The sequence below is a fragment of the Streptomyces sp. NPDC093089 genome (assembly GCF_044754405.1).
GTDB lineage: Bacteria > Actinomycetota > Actinomycetes > Streptomycetales > Streptomycetaceae > Streptomyces.
In genome coordinates, this window is sequence record NZ_JBIVPA010000002.1 from 255,794 (window position 1) to 268,012 (window position 12,219).

Here is a 12,219-nt window from a genome sequence, read left to right on the forward strand (position 1 = left end):
ACATGGCATCTGCATTCGAGTACGCACCGGCGCCCGAGTCCCGGTCCGTCGTCGACATCGCCCCCTCGTACGGCCTGTTCATCGACGGCGAGTTCGTCGACGCGGCCGACGGCAAGGTCTTCAAGACCGTCTCCCCCTCCTCCGAGGAGGTCCTGTCCGAGATCGCCCAGGCGGGCGCCGAGGACGTCGACCGCGCGGTGAAGGCGGCCCGCAAGGCCTTCGAGAAGTGGTCGGCGCTGCCCGGCTCCGAGCGCGCCAAGTACCTCTTCAGGATCGCCCGGATCATCCAGGAGCGCAGCCGCGAGCTGGCCGTCCTGGAGACCCTGGACAACGGCAAGCCGATCAAGGAGACCCGCGACGCGGACCTCCCCCTGGTCGCCGCGCACTTCTTCTACTACGCGGGCTGGGCCGACAAGCTCGACCACGCCGGCTACGGCGCGAACCCGCGCCCGCTGGGCGTGGCCGGCCAGGTCATCCCGTGGAACTTCCCGCTGCTGATGCTGGCGTGGAAGATCGCCCCGGCGCTCGCGACCGGCAACACGGTCGTCCTGAAGCCGGCCGAGACGACCCCGCTCTCCGCCCTGTTCTTCGCGGACATCTGCCGCCAGGCCGGGCTGCCGAAGGGCGTCGTCAACATCCTTCCCGGTTACGGGGAGACGGGCGCCGCGCTGGTCGAGCACCCGGACGTGAACAAGGTCGCCTTCACCGGTTCGACCGCCGTCGGCAAGGCCATCGCGCGCTCGATCGCCGGCACCGACAAGAAGGTGACGCTGGAGCTGGGCGGCAAGGGCGCCAACATCGTCTTCGACGACGCCCCGATCGACCAGGCCGTCGAGGGCATCGTCAACGGCATCTTCTTCAACCAGGGCCAGGTCTGCTGCGCGGGCTCGCGCCTCCTCGTCCAGGAGTCGATCCAGGACGAGCTGCTCGACTCGCTCAAGCGCCGCCTGAACACCCTGCGCCTGGGCGACCCGCTCGACAAGAACACCGACATCGGCGCCATCAACTCCTCGGAGCAGCTGGCCCGCATCACCTCGCTGGTGGAGCAGGGCGAGGCGGAGGGCGCCGAGCGCTGGAGCGCCTCCTGCGAGATCCCGTCGGCCGGCTACTGGTTCGCCCCGACGCTCTTCACGGGCGTCACGCAGGCGCACCGCATCGCCCGCGACGAGATCTTCGGCCCGGTCCTGTCGGTGCTGTCCTTCCGTACGCCGGACGAGGCCGTCGCGAAGGCCAACAACAGCCAGTACGGCCTGTCCGCCGGCATCTGGACGGAGAAGGGCTCCCGCATCCTGGCGGTCGCGTCCAAGCTCCGCGCGGGTGTCGTCTGGGCCAACACGTTCAACAAGTTCGACCCGACCTCGCCCTTCGGCGGCTACAAGGAGTCGGGCTTCGGCCGCGAGGGCGGCCGTCACGGTCTGGAGGCCTACCTCGATGTCTGAGTCGGCGACGCGGCTGAGCGTCTTCAAGACCTACAAGCTGTACGTCGGGGGCAAGTTCCCCCGCTCCGAGAGCGGCCGGGTGTACGAGGTGACCGACTCCAAGGGCAAGTGGCTGGCGAACGTACCGCTGTCGTCCCGCAAGGACGCGCGTGACGCGGTCGTCGCCGCCCGCAAGGCCTTCGGTGGCTGGGCGGGCGCGACCGCGTACAACCGCGGCCAGGTCCTCTACCGCGTCGCCGAGATGCTGGAGGGCCGCCGGGAGCAGTTCGTCCGCGAGGTCGCGGACGCGGAGGGCCTGTCGAAGTCGAAGGCGGCCGCGGTCGTCGACGCGGCGATCGACCGCTGGGTCTGGTACGCGGGCTGGACGGACAAGATCGCCCAGATCGTCGGCGGCGCCAACCCGGTCGCCGGCCCGTACTTCAACCTCTCCTCGCCCGAGCCGACCGGTGTCGTCACGGTCGTGGCCCCGCAGGACTCGTCCTTCCTGGGCCTGGTCTCGGTGATCGCCCCGGTGATCGCGACGGGCAACACGGCCGTCGTGATCGCCTCGGAGAAGTCGCCGCTCCCCGCCCTCTCCCTGGGCGAGGTGCTCGCCACCTCCGACCTCCCGGGCGGTGTCGTCAACATCCTGTCCGGCAAGGCCGCCGAGATGGGCCCGCACCTCGCGGCCCACCAGGACGTCAACGCGATCGACCTGACGGGCGCCGGCGCCGACCTGGCCCGGGACCTGGAGATCGCCGCGGCCGACAACCTGAAGCGCGTCCTGCGCCCCCGTACCGAGGACTTCGCCGAGTCCCCCGGCACGGACCGCATGACCGCCTTCCTGGAGACCAAGACCGTCTGGCACCCCACGGGCAGCCTGGGCGCGAGCGGCTCCTCGTACTAGCGGCGGCTCCTCGTAGGCGTCGACCCGTACGCGTCGACGCGTACGCGGAGGCACGCGACGGCGGCCCCCGGGTGTGCGCACCCGGGGGCCGTTCTCATGCCCGCCCGCGCTCCACCAGCCCGGCCACCCCGTCGAGCACGCAGTCGAGGCCGGTCTCGAACTGCCAGGCCGCGTCGTCCTTGCGCGCGGCCCCCAGGGTGTAGCGCCGGTACGTCGGGTAGCGCCCGGTCTCCATGAGGTAGGACATCTGCGGGGCGAGGCCGCGGCGGGTCTCGTCGCCGCTCTCCCAGCCCTGGTCCGCCATGTACCGGCGCAGCGCGGCCTCCGACTGCGTGGCGCCGTGGACGTAGGCGTTGACGGCGCGGAAGGCCGCCATCATCGTGTCGACGTCGAGCCCGAGGCCGTCGAGCGAGGCGAGTTGGCGCTCGGCCGCCGCCATCCGGTTCGGGGTGAGCCCGAAGAGCGGCGCCGGCATGTGGGCGAGCCACGGGTGGCGCAGCATCGTCTCGCGGGTCCGCAGGGCGTGGGCGCGGAGCGTCTCGCGCCAGCCGGAGGGCTCGCCGGGGGGCTCCAGCTCGCCGGAGACCCGGTCGATCATGAGCGCCCACAGCTCGTCCTTGCCGTCGACGTGCCGGTACGCGGCCATGGGGGCGACGCCCAGTTCGGCGGCGACCTTGCGCATGGTGACGGCGGCGAAGCCGTCGCGGTCCGCGATCGCGATCGCCGCGTCGGCGATCCTGCCGGGGGTGAGCGACGCCCTGGGTGCCGTCGCGGGCCGTTCCAGCCGCTCCCACAGCGAGACGGCGTCCGTCTCGTCCTTCTTCGCCACTCCGGCCTCCTCGTGTCGCGTACAGCGTATGCCTTGTGGACGCCGTACACACCGACGTGTACGTTGTACACCCTCCTGTGTACGCCGTACACATCGCTGCTCCCAGGGGGAACCATGAGCACTCCGCTCCGCATCGCCGTCATCCAGGGCTCGACCCGCGACGGCCGCTTCGGCCCCACCGTCGCCCGCTGGATCGACGCCCGCGCCGCCGCCCGCCCCGACATGAGCACCGACCTGATCGACCTCGCCGAGACCCCGCTGCCCACCGTCTTCCCGCAGCTCGGCCAGGCCCCGGCCCGCGAGGAGGACCGGGACCTGCTCGCCGCCGTCTCCCCGCGCCTCGCCGCCGCCGACGCCTTCGTCGTCGTCACGCCCGAGTACAACCACAGCTACCCCGCGTCCCTGAAGAACGCGATCGACTGGCACAACCGCGAATGGCACGCCAAGCCCGTCGCCCTCGTCGCCTACGGCGGGTTCTCCGCGGGCCTGCGCGCCGTCGAACACCTGCGGGCCGTCTTCGCCGAACTGCACGCCGTCACCATCCGCGAGGCCGTCGGACTCCAGGGTGTCTGGGGGCAGTTCGACGCCCGGGGCCGGGCCGTCGACCCGGCCGCCGACACCGCCGCCGCGTCGATGCTCGACCAACTCGCCTGGTGGGCCCAGGTCCTGCGCGAAGGCCGCGCCAAGACCCCCTACGGAGCCTGACCGTGACCGACACCCCGCGCACCCGCATCCCCTACCTGGGGATCACCGGACTCATGCTCGGCATCGTCCTCGGCGCCCTCGACGGCACCGTCGTCGGCACCGCGCTCCCCACCGTCGTCGGCGAACTCGGCGGCCTCGACCGCCTGTCGTGGGTCATCACCGGCTACCTCCTCACCGCCGCCGTCAGCACCCCCCTCTGGGGCAAGATCGGCGACCTCCGCGGACGCAAGGGGAGCTACCTCGCGGCCGTCGCCGTCTTCCTCGCCGGCTCGGTCCTCTCCGGACTCGCCCAGACCATGGACCAGCTCATCGCCTTCCGCGCCCTCCAGGGCGTCGGCGCGGGCGGCCTGATGGTCGGCGCCTTCGCCCTCATCGGCACCCTCGTCCCCCCCGAGGACGGCCCCCGGGTCCAGGCCGTCACCGGCGCCATGATGCCCGTCGCCTTCGCCGGCGGCCCCCTCGTCGGCGGCGCCCTCACCGACCACCTGTCCTGGCGCTGGGCCTTCTACGTCAACGTCCCCCTCGGCCTCGCCGCCCTGCTGATCGTCGCGCTCGCCCTCCACGTCAGGACCCCGCGCGTCCGGGCCCGCGTCGACTGGCTCGGAGCCCTGCTCCTCACCACCGGCGTCCTCGCCCTCACCCTGCTCGCGACCTGGGCCGGCACCGGACACTCCTGGACCTCACCGCGGATCCTCGCCCTCGGCGCCCTCGCCGCCGCCTCCCTCACCTGGCTCGTCCGGGTCGAGCACCGCGCCGAGGAACCCGTCGTCCCGCCCCGCCTCTTCCGCAACCGGAACTTCGCCCTCGCCCAACTCCTGAGCCTCCTCGTCGGCGCCGGCATGCTCGCCGCGATGAGCTACCTGCCGCAGTACCTCCAGTTCGCCCGCGGCAGCTCCTCCACCGCCGGCGGCCTGCTCCTCCTGCCCCTCATGCTCGGCATGGTCGGCGCCCAACTCGCCTCGGGCCGCCTCATCGCCCGCACCGGCCGCTACCGGCTCCACCCCGTCCTCGGCGGCGCGCTCATGACCACGGGAGCACTCCTCCTGCTCCTCCTCGACACGGACACCCCCGTCGCCGTCGCCTCCGCGCTCCCCGTGGTCCTCGGCGCCGGCATGGGCCTGATCATGCAATCCACCGTGCTCATCACGCTGTACGGCGCCGAACCCCGCGACATGGGCGCGGCGAGCGGCACCGTCACGCTCCTCCGCACCCTCGGCGGCTCCCTCGGCGTCGCCGCCCTCGGCGCGGTCTTCTCCTCCCACCTCACCGGCACCGACACCCGCCTCACCCCGACCCAGGCCGCCCACCTCCCGGAGCCGGCCCGCGAAGCCCTCCGCACCGCGGTCACGAACGGCCTCCACGGCGTCCTCCTCGGCACCGCCGCCCTCGCCGCCCTCTCCTTCACCGCGGCCTGGCTCCTACGCGAAACCCCCCTGCGACCGGCGCCGACCGCCCCGGAAACCCCTGGGGACCCGGGCGCGGCCACGGAACCGGAAACCGCCGGGGGGCCGGGCTCGACCACGGGGCCGGTGCGGGACCCCGCCACGGAACCGGGACGAGAGCCCTCCACGGCACGGAACGCCGCTACGGAAGCAGCCCCTGCGTCAGCGGACCGGCCACCGGCAGGTCGGCCACGGCCCCGCCCTTCGTGACGTGGTCGGTGACCAGGTTCGTACCGATCGGCTTGAAGTCGGCGACCTGGGTGCCGAGCCCGTTGTCGAGCGGATCCACCCCCGTGTTGGCCAGCGGGTCGAGCTGGAGCCGGGTCAGCGGCCCCAGCCCGTGGGCGACCCCGCTCAGCGCGCCCGACCCGGCCGCCGCCGCGTCCGTCCTCGCCAGCGAGTCGACGGGCAGCGGCACCGGGGCCGCCGCCTGGGCCGCGGCGCCCCCGCCGACCAGCGCGGCACCCGCCGCCGTGACGGTGAGACCGACCTTCAGCAGGGCGCTGCGACGAGGGGTCCGGGGTTGTGCGTGACGCGCCATCATGATCCTTCCAAGGGGTGACCGGGCGGCCACCGACAGTAGTCGAGGTGTGATGCTCGATACCAACGGCCTTCCTCGGGGGTCCCCTGCACGGGGGAATGCTTCACACTGGTGTCCCGTGAGTTCCCAACCGATCCCGACCCGTGTCGTCCTGCTCACGGGCCCCTCCGGCTCCGGCAAGTCGTCCCTCGCCGCCGTCACCGGCCTCCCGGTCCTGCGCCTCGACGACTTCTACAAGGAAGCCGACGACCCGACGCTCCCGCTCGTCGACGGCAGCACGGACATCGACTGGGACTCCCCGCTGTCCTGGGACGCGGACACGGCCGTCGCCGCCATCGTCGAACTGTGCCGCACCGGACGGACCGACGTCCCCGTGTACGACATCGCCACCAGCTCCCGCGTCGACCGCGAGCGGCTCGACATCGCGCGGACCCCGCTCTTCGTGGCCGAGGGCATCTTCGCGGCCGAGATCGTCGCCCGCTGCCGCGAACTCGACGTCCTCGCCGACGCGATCTGCCTGCGCGGCCGGCCCTCGACGACCTTCCGCCGCCGCCTCGCCCGCGACCTCCGCGAGGGGCGCAAGTCCGTGCCGTTCCTCATCCGGCGCGGCTGGCGCCTCATGCGCACCGAGCGCGCCATCGTCGCCCGGCAGGCCGCGCTCGGCGCCCATCCCTGCGCCAAGCCCGAGGCCCTCGGCCGCCTCGCCGCAGCCGCAGCCGGCCGCCACCGCACCCCCACCCCCACCTGACCCCGGCGACCTCCCACCCCGGGCCGGACCCGCACCACTCGACTGGCCCCCAAGCCCCGGGGCCTCCCGCGCGACCGGCCTTCCCGGGGTCCCGGCCCCTCCGCGCGCGACCGGGCCCCCGGGTCCCGCACCCAGCGGCCCCTCGTCGGCCGGGCACGCCCGTGCCGGGCCTTGTGCGGGGTGCGGGCCGCCGGAGCCGTCGCCCACCGCCGGGTGGGCCGCGCCCGCCACCGTCGTCCGCCGTTGCGTGGGCCCGCGCGTCGGGCTACCGCCTCCGCCACCCGCCATGCAGGTGGCACCCGTGCGCCGGCCGTCGGCCCACCCCCGTGTGGGCAATCGTCCCGCTGGGGCCTGGGGGTCCCCCTGGCGGACGATTGCCCACAACGGGGTGGGCGCCGCCCCGGCGGAACGAATGCCCGCAACGAGGTGGACCGGACCGGCCGACCGGCGTGCGCGTCCGTTGGGCTGCAACGGGGTGGGCCAGGCCCGGCAGGGTGGGCCCTCCGCAGCGGAATGAGGGACCGCGACGGGCGCGGGCCGCGTCAGGGGGCGAAGGCGTACCGCAGGGGGCGCGCGTCGGGGGCTCCAGGGGTGGTGCAGGAAGTGGGTGGGGAAACACGACACGGGTCGTACAAGCCCCCCGGCTTGTACGACCCGTGTCGTGTTTCCCCCGTACCCCGTACCCCGTACCCCCGTACGGGCCCGCGACGGCCTCGTTCCCCCGTGGCCCCGCGGGTCTTCCCCCGTTCCCCCCGTTCCCCCTTCCTCAGGCCACGAGCTCGCCGAAGGACTCCTCCTCGTCGCGGCCGAAGCTGAGGACCTCGTCCTCGCGGAGGCGGCGGAGGGAGCGCCAGATGCTGGACTTGACGGTGCCGACGCTGATGTCGAGGATGTCGGCGATCTCGGGATCGGTGCGGCCCTCGTAGTAGCGCAGGACGAGCATGGTGCGCTGGAGCTCGGGCAGCCGGGCGAGGGCCTGCCAGAGGACGGCGCGGAGTTCGGTGCCGCGCATGGCGTCGGTCTCGCCGACCGTCTCGGGGAGTTCCTCGGTCGGGTACTCGTTGAGCTTGCGGCGGCGCCAGGCGCTGATGTGCAGGTTGGTCATGGTGCGGCGGAGGTATCCGCCGACGGCGGCCTTGTCGCTGATGCGGTCCCAGGCGCGGTAGGTGGAGAACAGCGCGCTCTGGAGCAGGTCCTCGGCCTCGAACCGGTCACCGGTGAGGTGGTAGGCGGTGGCGTACAGGGAGGCACGACGCTCCTGCACGTAAGCCGTGAACTCGGCTTCCGAGCAGTTCGTGCGTTCCCCCGTGACCTCCCCGTACGCCGCTCCCCCGTCAGCGACGGCGACCATGTACGGCGCCTTGCGCTGACGCCCGACGCTGCGAACGCACCCCCGCCCGTTCACCACGCCGGACTTCTCGGTGCTCCGCACGACGTCGTGGAGACGCGTGACAACTGCGCTTGAGGTGGTGCCGTGCAGTGCGTTCATCTTGCGCCCCCCGTCGGTTGGAGTGTGTTTCGGTCCGTGTGCCAAGAAGCTTGCCCCTGGGACTTCATGGCGTTGTCCGCCGACTGTCACAGGCGTGTCACAGGAGACGGGACGGGAGCGAGTCGGCGAGCGGTCGTACTCGGACGGCCCAATGCGACAGAATGACGGCGTGCCTTTTCTGTTGCTGATCGAGGACGACGACGCCATCCGCACGGCCCTCGAGCTCTCCCTGTCGCGGCAGGGTCACCGGGTGGCCACCGCCGCGACGGGTGAGGACGGCCTGCAGCTGCTGCGCGAGCAGCGGCCGGACCTGGTCGTGCTGGACGTCATGCTGCCCGGAATCGACGGCTTCGAGGTCTGCCGGCGGATCCGCCGGACCGACCAGTTGCCGATCATCCTGCTGACCGCGCGCAGCGACGACATCGACGTGGTGGTGGGCCTGGAGTCGGGCGCCGACGACTACGTCGTGAAGCCGGTGCAGGGCAGGGTCCTCGACGCGCGCATCCGGGCCGTACTGCGGCGCGGCGAGCGGGAGTCGACGGACTCGGCGACCTACGGGTCCCTGGTCATCGACCGGTCCGCGATGACGGTCACCAAGAACGGCGAGGACCTCCAGCTGACGCCGACCGAGCTGCGGCTGCTCCTGGAGCTGAGCCGGCGCCCCGGGCAGGCTTTGTCCCGGCAGCAGTTGCTGCGGCTGGTGTGGGAGCACGACTACCTGGGCGACTCGCGGCTCGTCGACGCCTGTGTGCAGCGGCTGCGCGCCAAGGTGGAGGACGTGCCGTCCTCGCCGACGCTCATCCGTACGGTGCGGGGCGTCGGTTACCGGCTGGACGTTCCTGCGTGAGCAACGGGATCCTCGCGCGGCCGAGGCTGTCCAGCCTGCGGCTGCGGCTCGTCGTCGTCTTCGCCCTGGTCGCGCTCACCGCGGCCGTCGCCGCCTCCGGCATCGCGTACTGGCTCAACCGCGAAGCGGTGCTGACGCGTACGCAGGACGGGGCGCTCAACGACTTCCGGCAGGAGATGCAGAACCGGGCGGCCACGCTGCCGCTCCGGCCCACCCAGGACGACCTGCGGCGGACCGCCGAGCAGATGGCGAGCGGCGGTGCCGCCGACTACCAGGTGCTGCTGCTCGGGGAGCGGGACGCGGGCAAGCCGATCGTCGGCGCGTCCGACCCGGACGACTTCACGCTCGCGGACGTGCCGCTCTCGCTGCGGGAGGCGGTGGACACGGAGCGGCCGGTGACGGACGCCAACGCGTACAAGTACCACCTGTTCTGGCAGCGTACGGAGCGGAACGGGACGCCGTACCTGGTCGGCGGGACGCGGATCGACGGCGGCGGGCCCGCGGGCTACATGTTCAAGTCGCTGGCCGCGGAGAAGGCCGACCTGAACTCGCTGGCCTGGTCGCTGGGGATCGCGACCGCGCTCGCGGTCGTCGGCTCGGTGCTGCTGGCGCAGGTCGCGGCGACGACCGTGCTGCGCCCGGTGCACCGGCTCGGCGAGGCGGCCCGGCAGCTCGGCGAGGGGAAGCTCGACACCCGGCTGCGGGTGAGCGGCGCGGACGAACTGGCAGATCTCTCCCGTACGTTCAACAGCGCGGCCGAGTCCCTGCAGAAGAAGGTCGCGGACATGAGCGCGCGGGAGGAGTCGAGCCGCCGGTTCGTCGCCGACATGTCGCACGAGCTGCGCACCCCGCTGACCGCGCTGACCGCCGTCACCGAGGTCCTGGAGGACGAGCAGGACACGCTCGACCCGATGATCGCCCCCGCGGTGGCGCTGGTGGTCAGCGAGACCCGGCGGCTGAACGACCTGGTGGAGAACCTGATGGAGGTGACCCGCTTCGACGCGGGCACCGCCCGGCTCGTCCTCGACGAGGTGGACATCGCCGACCAGATCACCGCGTGCATCGACGCGCGGGCCTGGTTGGACGCGGTCGACCTGGACGCCGAGCGCGGCATCGTGGCGCCGCTCGACCCGCGCCGCCTCGACGTGATCCTGGCGAACCTGATCGGCAACGCGCTGAAGCACGGCGGTTCGCCGGTCCGGGTGTCCGTGCGCACGGAGGACGAGGAGCTGGTCATCGCGGTGCGCGACCACGGCCCCGGCATTCCCGAGGAGGTGCTGCCGCACGTCTTCGACCGCTTCTACAAGGCGAGCGCGTCCCGGCCGCGGTCCGAGGGCAGCGGTCTCGGCCTGTCGATCGCCATGGAGAACGCCCTGATCCACGGCGGGTCGATCACGGCCTCCAACTCGGTCGGCGAGGACGGTGCGGTGGACGGCGCGGTGTTCGTGCTGCGCCTTCCGCTGGACGCCTCGGGGATCACGCGCGAGGTGCAGACCCGCAGCAGCCAGGGCGAGGTGGAGGAAGAGTGAGGCGCCGCACCTTCGGGCGTACGACGGGAGCGGGCGCCCTGCTCGCGGCCGCGCTGACGGTACTGGTCACGGGCTGCGGGATCAGGACCACGTCCGTCCCCGTGGACGCGGGCGCGGCCCCGTCCCGCGTCCCCTGCAGCCTGGCCGACGAAAGCGCGTCGGCGACGACCGCGCAGGGCATGCCCGTCCGGGTCCACCTGGTGTGCGGCTCGCAGCTGGAGCCGGTCGACCGGCGGTCGCCGCTGCCGGAGGAGAAGGCGGGCGGCGATCCGGTCCGTACGGCGGCGGGACTGCTCGCGCAGCTGCTCGACGAGCCGTCGGACAGCGAGCGGCAGGCCGGTTTCACGACGGCGGTACGAAGTCCCCTGCTGGTCACCGGCGGCCACGCGGGCGACCCGGCCGGGACGCTGCGGCTGAGCCGGCAGCCGGAGGACCTCGCGCCGACCGCCCTGTCGCAGATCGTCTGCACCTTCGCGGAGAGCTCCGCCGGCGCCGGCGAGCGCACCGTCCTGCTCGGCGGCCCCGGCTCCTACCCGCCGAAGCGCTACCGCTGCACGACCGAACTCCGCGAACGCCCGGAATCCGCCCCGCCGACCGCCGCGGTACGCCCCCCGGCGACCGCCTCGGCGACCCCGGCCCCCTGAGGCGGTCGCGCGGGGACCCCGCGTCTTGAGACGGTCCCGGACGGACCTCGCGGACGGGGCCGACGCACGGGGGATCCCCGCGGCCCGGGGCCGGTCGCGGGTGGCCGTTCTGGCCGGAAAGGAACGCGGCGGAACCGATTCCGCTGTGGCGGGCGTCTTGGGGGGCGTGCAGCGTCAAGGTTCGGGCGGTGGTGCCGCCGTGGTCGTCCGCGTGGTGGGGTTCGTACTCCTCCTCGCGCATCTGCTGCTCGTCGCCTGGGTCAGCCTGCGGCCACGGGACGTGGCATGGGTGACCGCGCCGAACACGATCCCGCTGCACGGTCTGCGGGCGGATCTGGCGCTCGGCGCGACCGAGGCGGCGCGGCTGATCGGCGAGGGGTTGCTGCTGCTGGCCCCGCTGGGGGTGCTGCTCCCGATGGCCGACGGGCGGCTCGACGTGTCGCGGTGGGCCTCGCTGGCCCGGACGACCGCGGCCGGCGCGCTGGTGTCGCTGGCGGTGGAGCTGCTGCAGACCGCGGTGCCGGGTCAGGTCGTCGACGTGGACTCGGTCCTCCTGAACACGGCGGGGGTGGCGCTGGCGCACCTCCTGTTCGTGCCGGCCGGCCGTGGCTGGCTGCGCCGCAGGTCGGAGCCGGGGCGCGGGTCCTCCTCCGGAGGCCGTAGGCCCGGTAGGGGTTCCCCCCTGCTGCGGAACGAGGCGGCTCAGGGTTCGACCCCGACGATTCCCAGGGTCCCGATCGCCCGGTAGACCGACGCTTCGTCCCCCCTCCCGGCGGCAGTATGGAGTCATCGGGAGCCCGACGGAGCGGCTCCCGGAAACGACACCGAAGGAGCCCACCATGGCCGCAGTCATCCGCCCCCGTGACGGACGCGTGATCGGCGGAGTGTGCGCGGCGCTGGCACGGCGCTTCGGCACCTCCGCGTGGACGATGCGCCTGATCTTCCTGGTCTCGTGCCTGCTGCCAGGCCCGCAGTTCCTGCTGTACCTGGCGCTCTGGTTCTTCCTCCCGTCGGAGAAGTCCGCGTCCACGGCCTGGTAGCTGCCCGCGGGTCGGCGCCGCGCACGCCGAAGGGGCGCGTACCCGGATCTCCCGGGTACGCGCCCCTTCGGCGTGCGGCG

The 12,219-nt window shown here is 73.2% G+C and carries 13 protein-coding genes; 10 read left to right on the forward strand and 3 right to left on the reverse strand.

Going from position 1 to position 12,219, the window contains the following annotated elements:
- Nucleotides 1-2 precede the first annotated feature (2 nt).
- Together ACIQFX_RS04740 and ACIQFX_RS04745 are read left to right on the forward strand one after the other, a co-directional pair.
- The gene (locus ACIQFX_RS04740) at nt 3-1,439 is read left to right on the forward strand and encodes an aldehyde dehydrogenase family protein (protein ID WP_402458948.1); all 1,437 of its coding nucleotides are present in this window, start codon (nt 3-5) and stop codon (nt 1,437-1,439) included.
- A complete protein-coding gene (locus ACIQFX_RS04745; protein WP_402458950.1) occupies nt 1,432-2,325 on the forward strand; it encodes an aldehyde dehydrogenase family protein in 894 nt (297 codons plus the stop codon). Before ACIQFX_RS04740 ends, ACIQFX_RS04745 begins: the two co-directional genes overlap by 8 nt.
- A gap of 94 nt (nt 2,326-2,419) precedes the next feature.
- Here ACIQFX_RS04745 and ACIQFX_RS04750 read toward each other — a convergent pair whose 3' ends face one another.
- A complete protein-coding gene (locus tag ACIQFX_RS04750; protein WP_402458951.1) occupies nt 2,420-3,154 on the reverse strand; it encodes a TetR/AcrR family transcriptional regulator in 735 nt (244 codons plus the stop codon).
- A gap of 114 nt (nt 3,155-3,268) precedes the next feature.
- Here ACIQFX_RS04750 and ACIQFX_RS04755 point away from each other — a divergent pair, with 114 nt between their 5' ends.
- Together ACIQFX_RS04755 and ACIQFX_RS04760 are read left to right on the forward strand one after the other, a co-directional pair.
- Nucleotides 3,269-3,859 (forward strand): NADPH-dependent FMN reductase, encoded by a 591-nt coding sequence (locus tag ACIQFX_RS04755; protein ID WP_402458953.1) that lies wholly within the window; start codon nt 3,269-3,271, stop codon nt 3,857-3,859.
- A gap of 2 nt (nt 3,860-3,861) precedes the next feature.
- A complete protein-coding gene (locus ACIQFX_RS04760; protein WP_402458955.1) occupies nt 3,862-5,511 on the forward strand; it encodes an MDR family MFS transporter in 1,650 nt (549 codons plus the stop codon).
- On the opposite strand, the gene ACIQFX_RS04765 is transcribed toward ACIQFX_RS04760, so the two are convergent.
- The gene (locus ACIQFX_RS04765; protein ID WP_402459570.1) at nt 5,444-5,842 is read right to left on the reverse strand and encodes a hypothetical protein; all 399 of its coding nucleotides are present in this window, start codon (nt 5,840-5,842) and stop codon (nt 5,444-5,446) included. The genes ACIQFX_RS04760 and ACIQFX_RS04765 overlap by 68 nt on opposite strands.
- A 52-nt stretch (nt 5,843-5,894) precedes the next feature.
- On the opposite strand from ACIQFX_RS04765, the gene ACIQFX_RS04770 reads away from it, so the two are divergent.
- Nucleotides 5,895-6,590: a uridine kinase gene (locus ACIQFX_RS04770; protein WP_402458956.1), complete on the forward strand. Its 696-nt coding sequence runs from the start codon at nt 5,895-5,897 to the stop codon at nt 6,588-6,590.
- Between the two features lie 766 nt (nt 6,591-7,356).
- Here ACIQFX_RS04770 and ACIQFX_RS04775 read toward each other — a convergent pair.
- Nucleotides 7,357-8,079, reverse strand: a complete 723-nt coding sequence (locus ACIQFX_RS04775; RefSeq protein ID WP_402458958.1) for a SigE family RNA polymerase sigma factor — start codon at nt 8,077-8,079, stop codon at nt 7,357-7,359.
- Nucleotides 8,080-8,248: 169 nt separating this feature from the next.
- On the opposite strand from ACIQFX_RS04775, the gene afsQ1 reads away from it, so the two are divergent.
- The 5 genes from afsQ1 to ACIQFX_RS04800 all read left to right on the forward strand — a co-directional run bounded on the left by afsQ1 (nt 8,249) and on the right by ACIQFX_RS04800 (nt 12,139).
- Nucleotides 8,249-8,926: a two-component system response regulator AfsQ1 gene (afsQ1, locus tag ACIQFX_RS04780; protein ID WP_017239746.1), complete on the forward strand. Its 678-nt coding sequence runs from the start codon at nt 8,249-8,251 to the stop codon at nt 8,924-8,926.
- Nucleotides 8,923-10,455, forward strand: a complete 1,533-nt coding sequence (locus tag ACIQFX_RS04785) for an ATP-binding protein (protein ID WP_402458959.1) — start codon at nt 8,923-8,925, stop codon at nt 10,453-10,455. The genes afsQ1 and ACIQFX_RS04785 overlap by 4 nt, the downstream gene beginning before the upstream one ends.
- Nucleotides 10,452-11,099: a hypothetical protein gene (locus tag ACIQFX_RS04790; RefSeq protein ID WP_402458961.1), complete on the forward strand. Its 648-nt coding sequence runs from the start codon at nt 10,452-10,454 to the stop codon at nt 11,097-11,099. The genes ACIQFX_RS04785 and ACIQFX_RS04790 overlap by 4 nt, the downstream gene beginning before the upstream one ends.
- A gap of 166 nt (nt 11,100-11,265) precedes the next feature.
- Complete coding sequence (locus tag ACIQFX_RS04795) at nt 11,266-11,847, forward strand: VanZ family protein (protein WP_402458963.1); 582 nt, start codon at nt 11,266-11,268, stop codon at nt 11,845-11,847.
- A gap of 91 nt (nt 11,848-11,938) precedes the next feature.
- Nucleotides 11,939-12,139 carry a PspC domain-containing protein gene (locus ACIQFX_RS04800; RefSeq protein ID WP_402458964.1) on the forward strand — a complete coding sequence of 67 codons (201 nt, stop codon included), beginning with the start codon at nt 11,939-11,941 and terminating at the stop codon, nt 12,137-12,139.
- The last annotated feature ends 80 nt before the right edge of the window (nt 12,140-12,219 follow it).

Bases quoted from the DNA above. Each gene is read 5' to 3' on its own strand.
- ACIQFX_RS04740 (WP_402458948.1), top strand. From the start codon at position 3: ATGGCATCTGCATTCGAGTACGCACCGGCGCCCGAGTCCCGGTCCGTC.
- ACIQFX_RS04745 (WP_402458950.1), top strand. From the start codon at position 1,432: ATGTCTGAGTCGGCGACGCGGCTGAGCGTCTTCAAGACCTACAAGCTG.
- ACIQFX_RS04755 (WP_402458953.1), top strand. From the start codon at position 3,269: ATGAGCACTCCGCTCCGCATCGCCGTCATCCAGGGCTCGACCCGCGAC.
- ACIQFX_RS04765 (WP_402459570.1), bottom strand. From the start codon at position 5,842: ATGGCGCGTCACGCACAACCCCGGACCCCTCGTCGCAGCGCCCTGCTG.
- ACIQFX_RS04770 (WP_402458956.1), top strand. From the start codon at position 5,895: ATGCTCGATACCAACGGCCTTCCTCGGGGGTCCCCTGCACGGGGGAAT.
- ACIQFX_RS04775 (WP_402458958.1), bottom strand. From the start codon at position 8,079: ATGAACGCACTGCACGGCACCACCTCAAGCGCAGTTGTCACGCGTCTC.
- ACIQFX_RS04800 (WP_402458964.1), top strand. From the start codon at position 11,939: ATGGCCGCAGTCATCCGCCCCCGTGACGGACGCGTGATCGGCGGAGTG.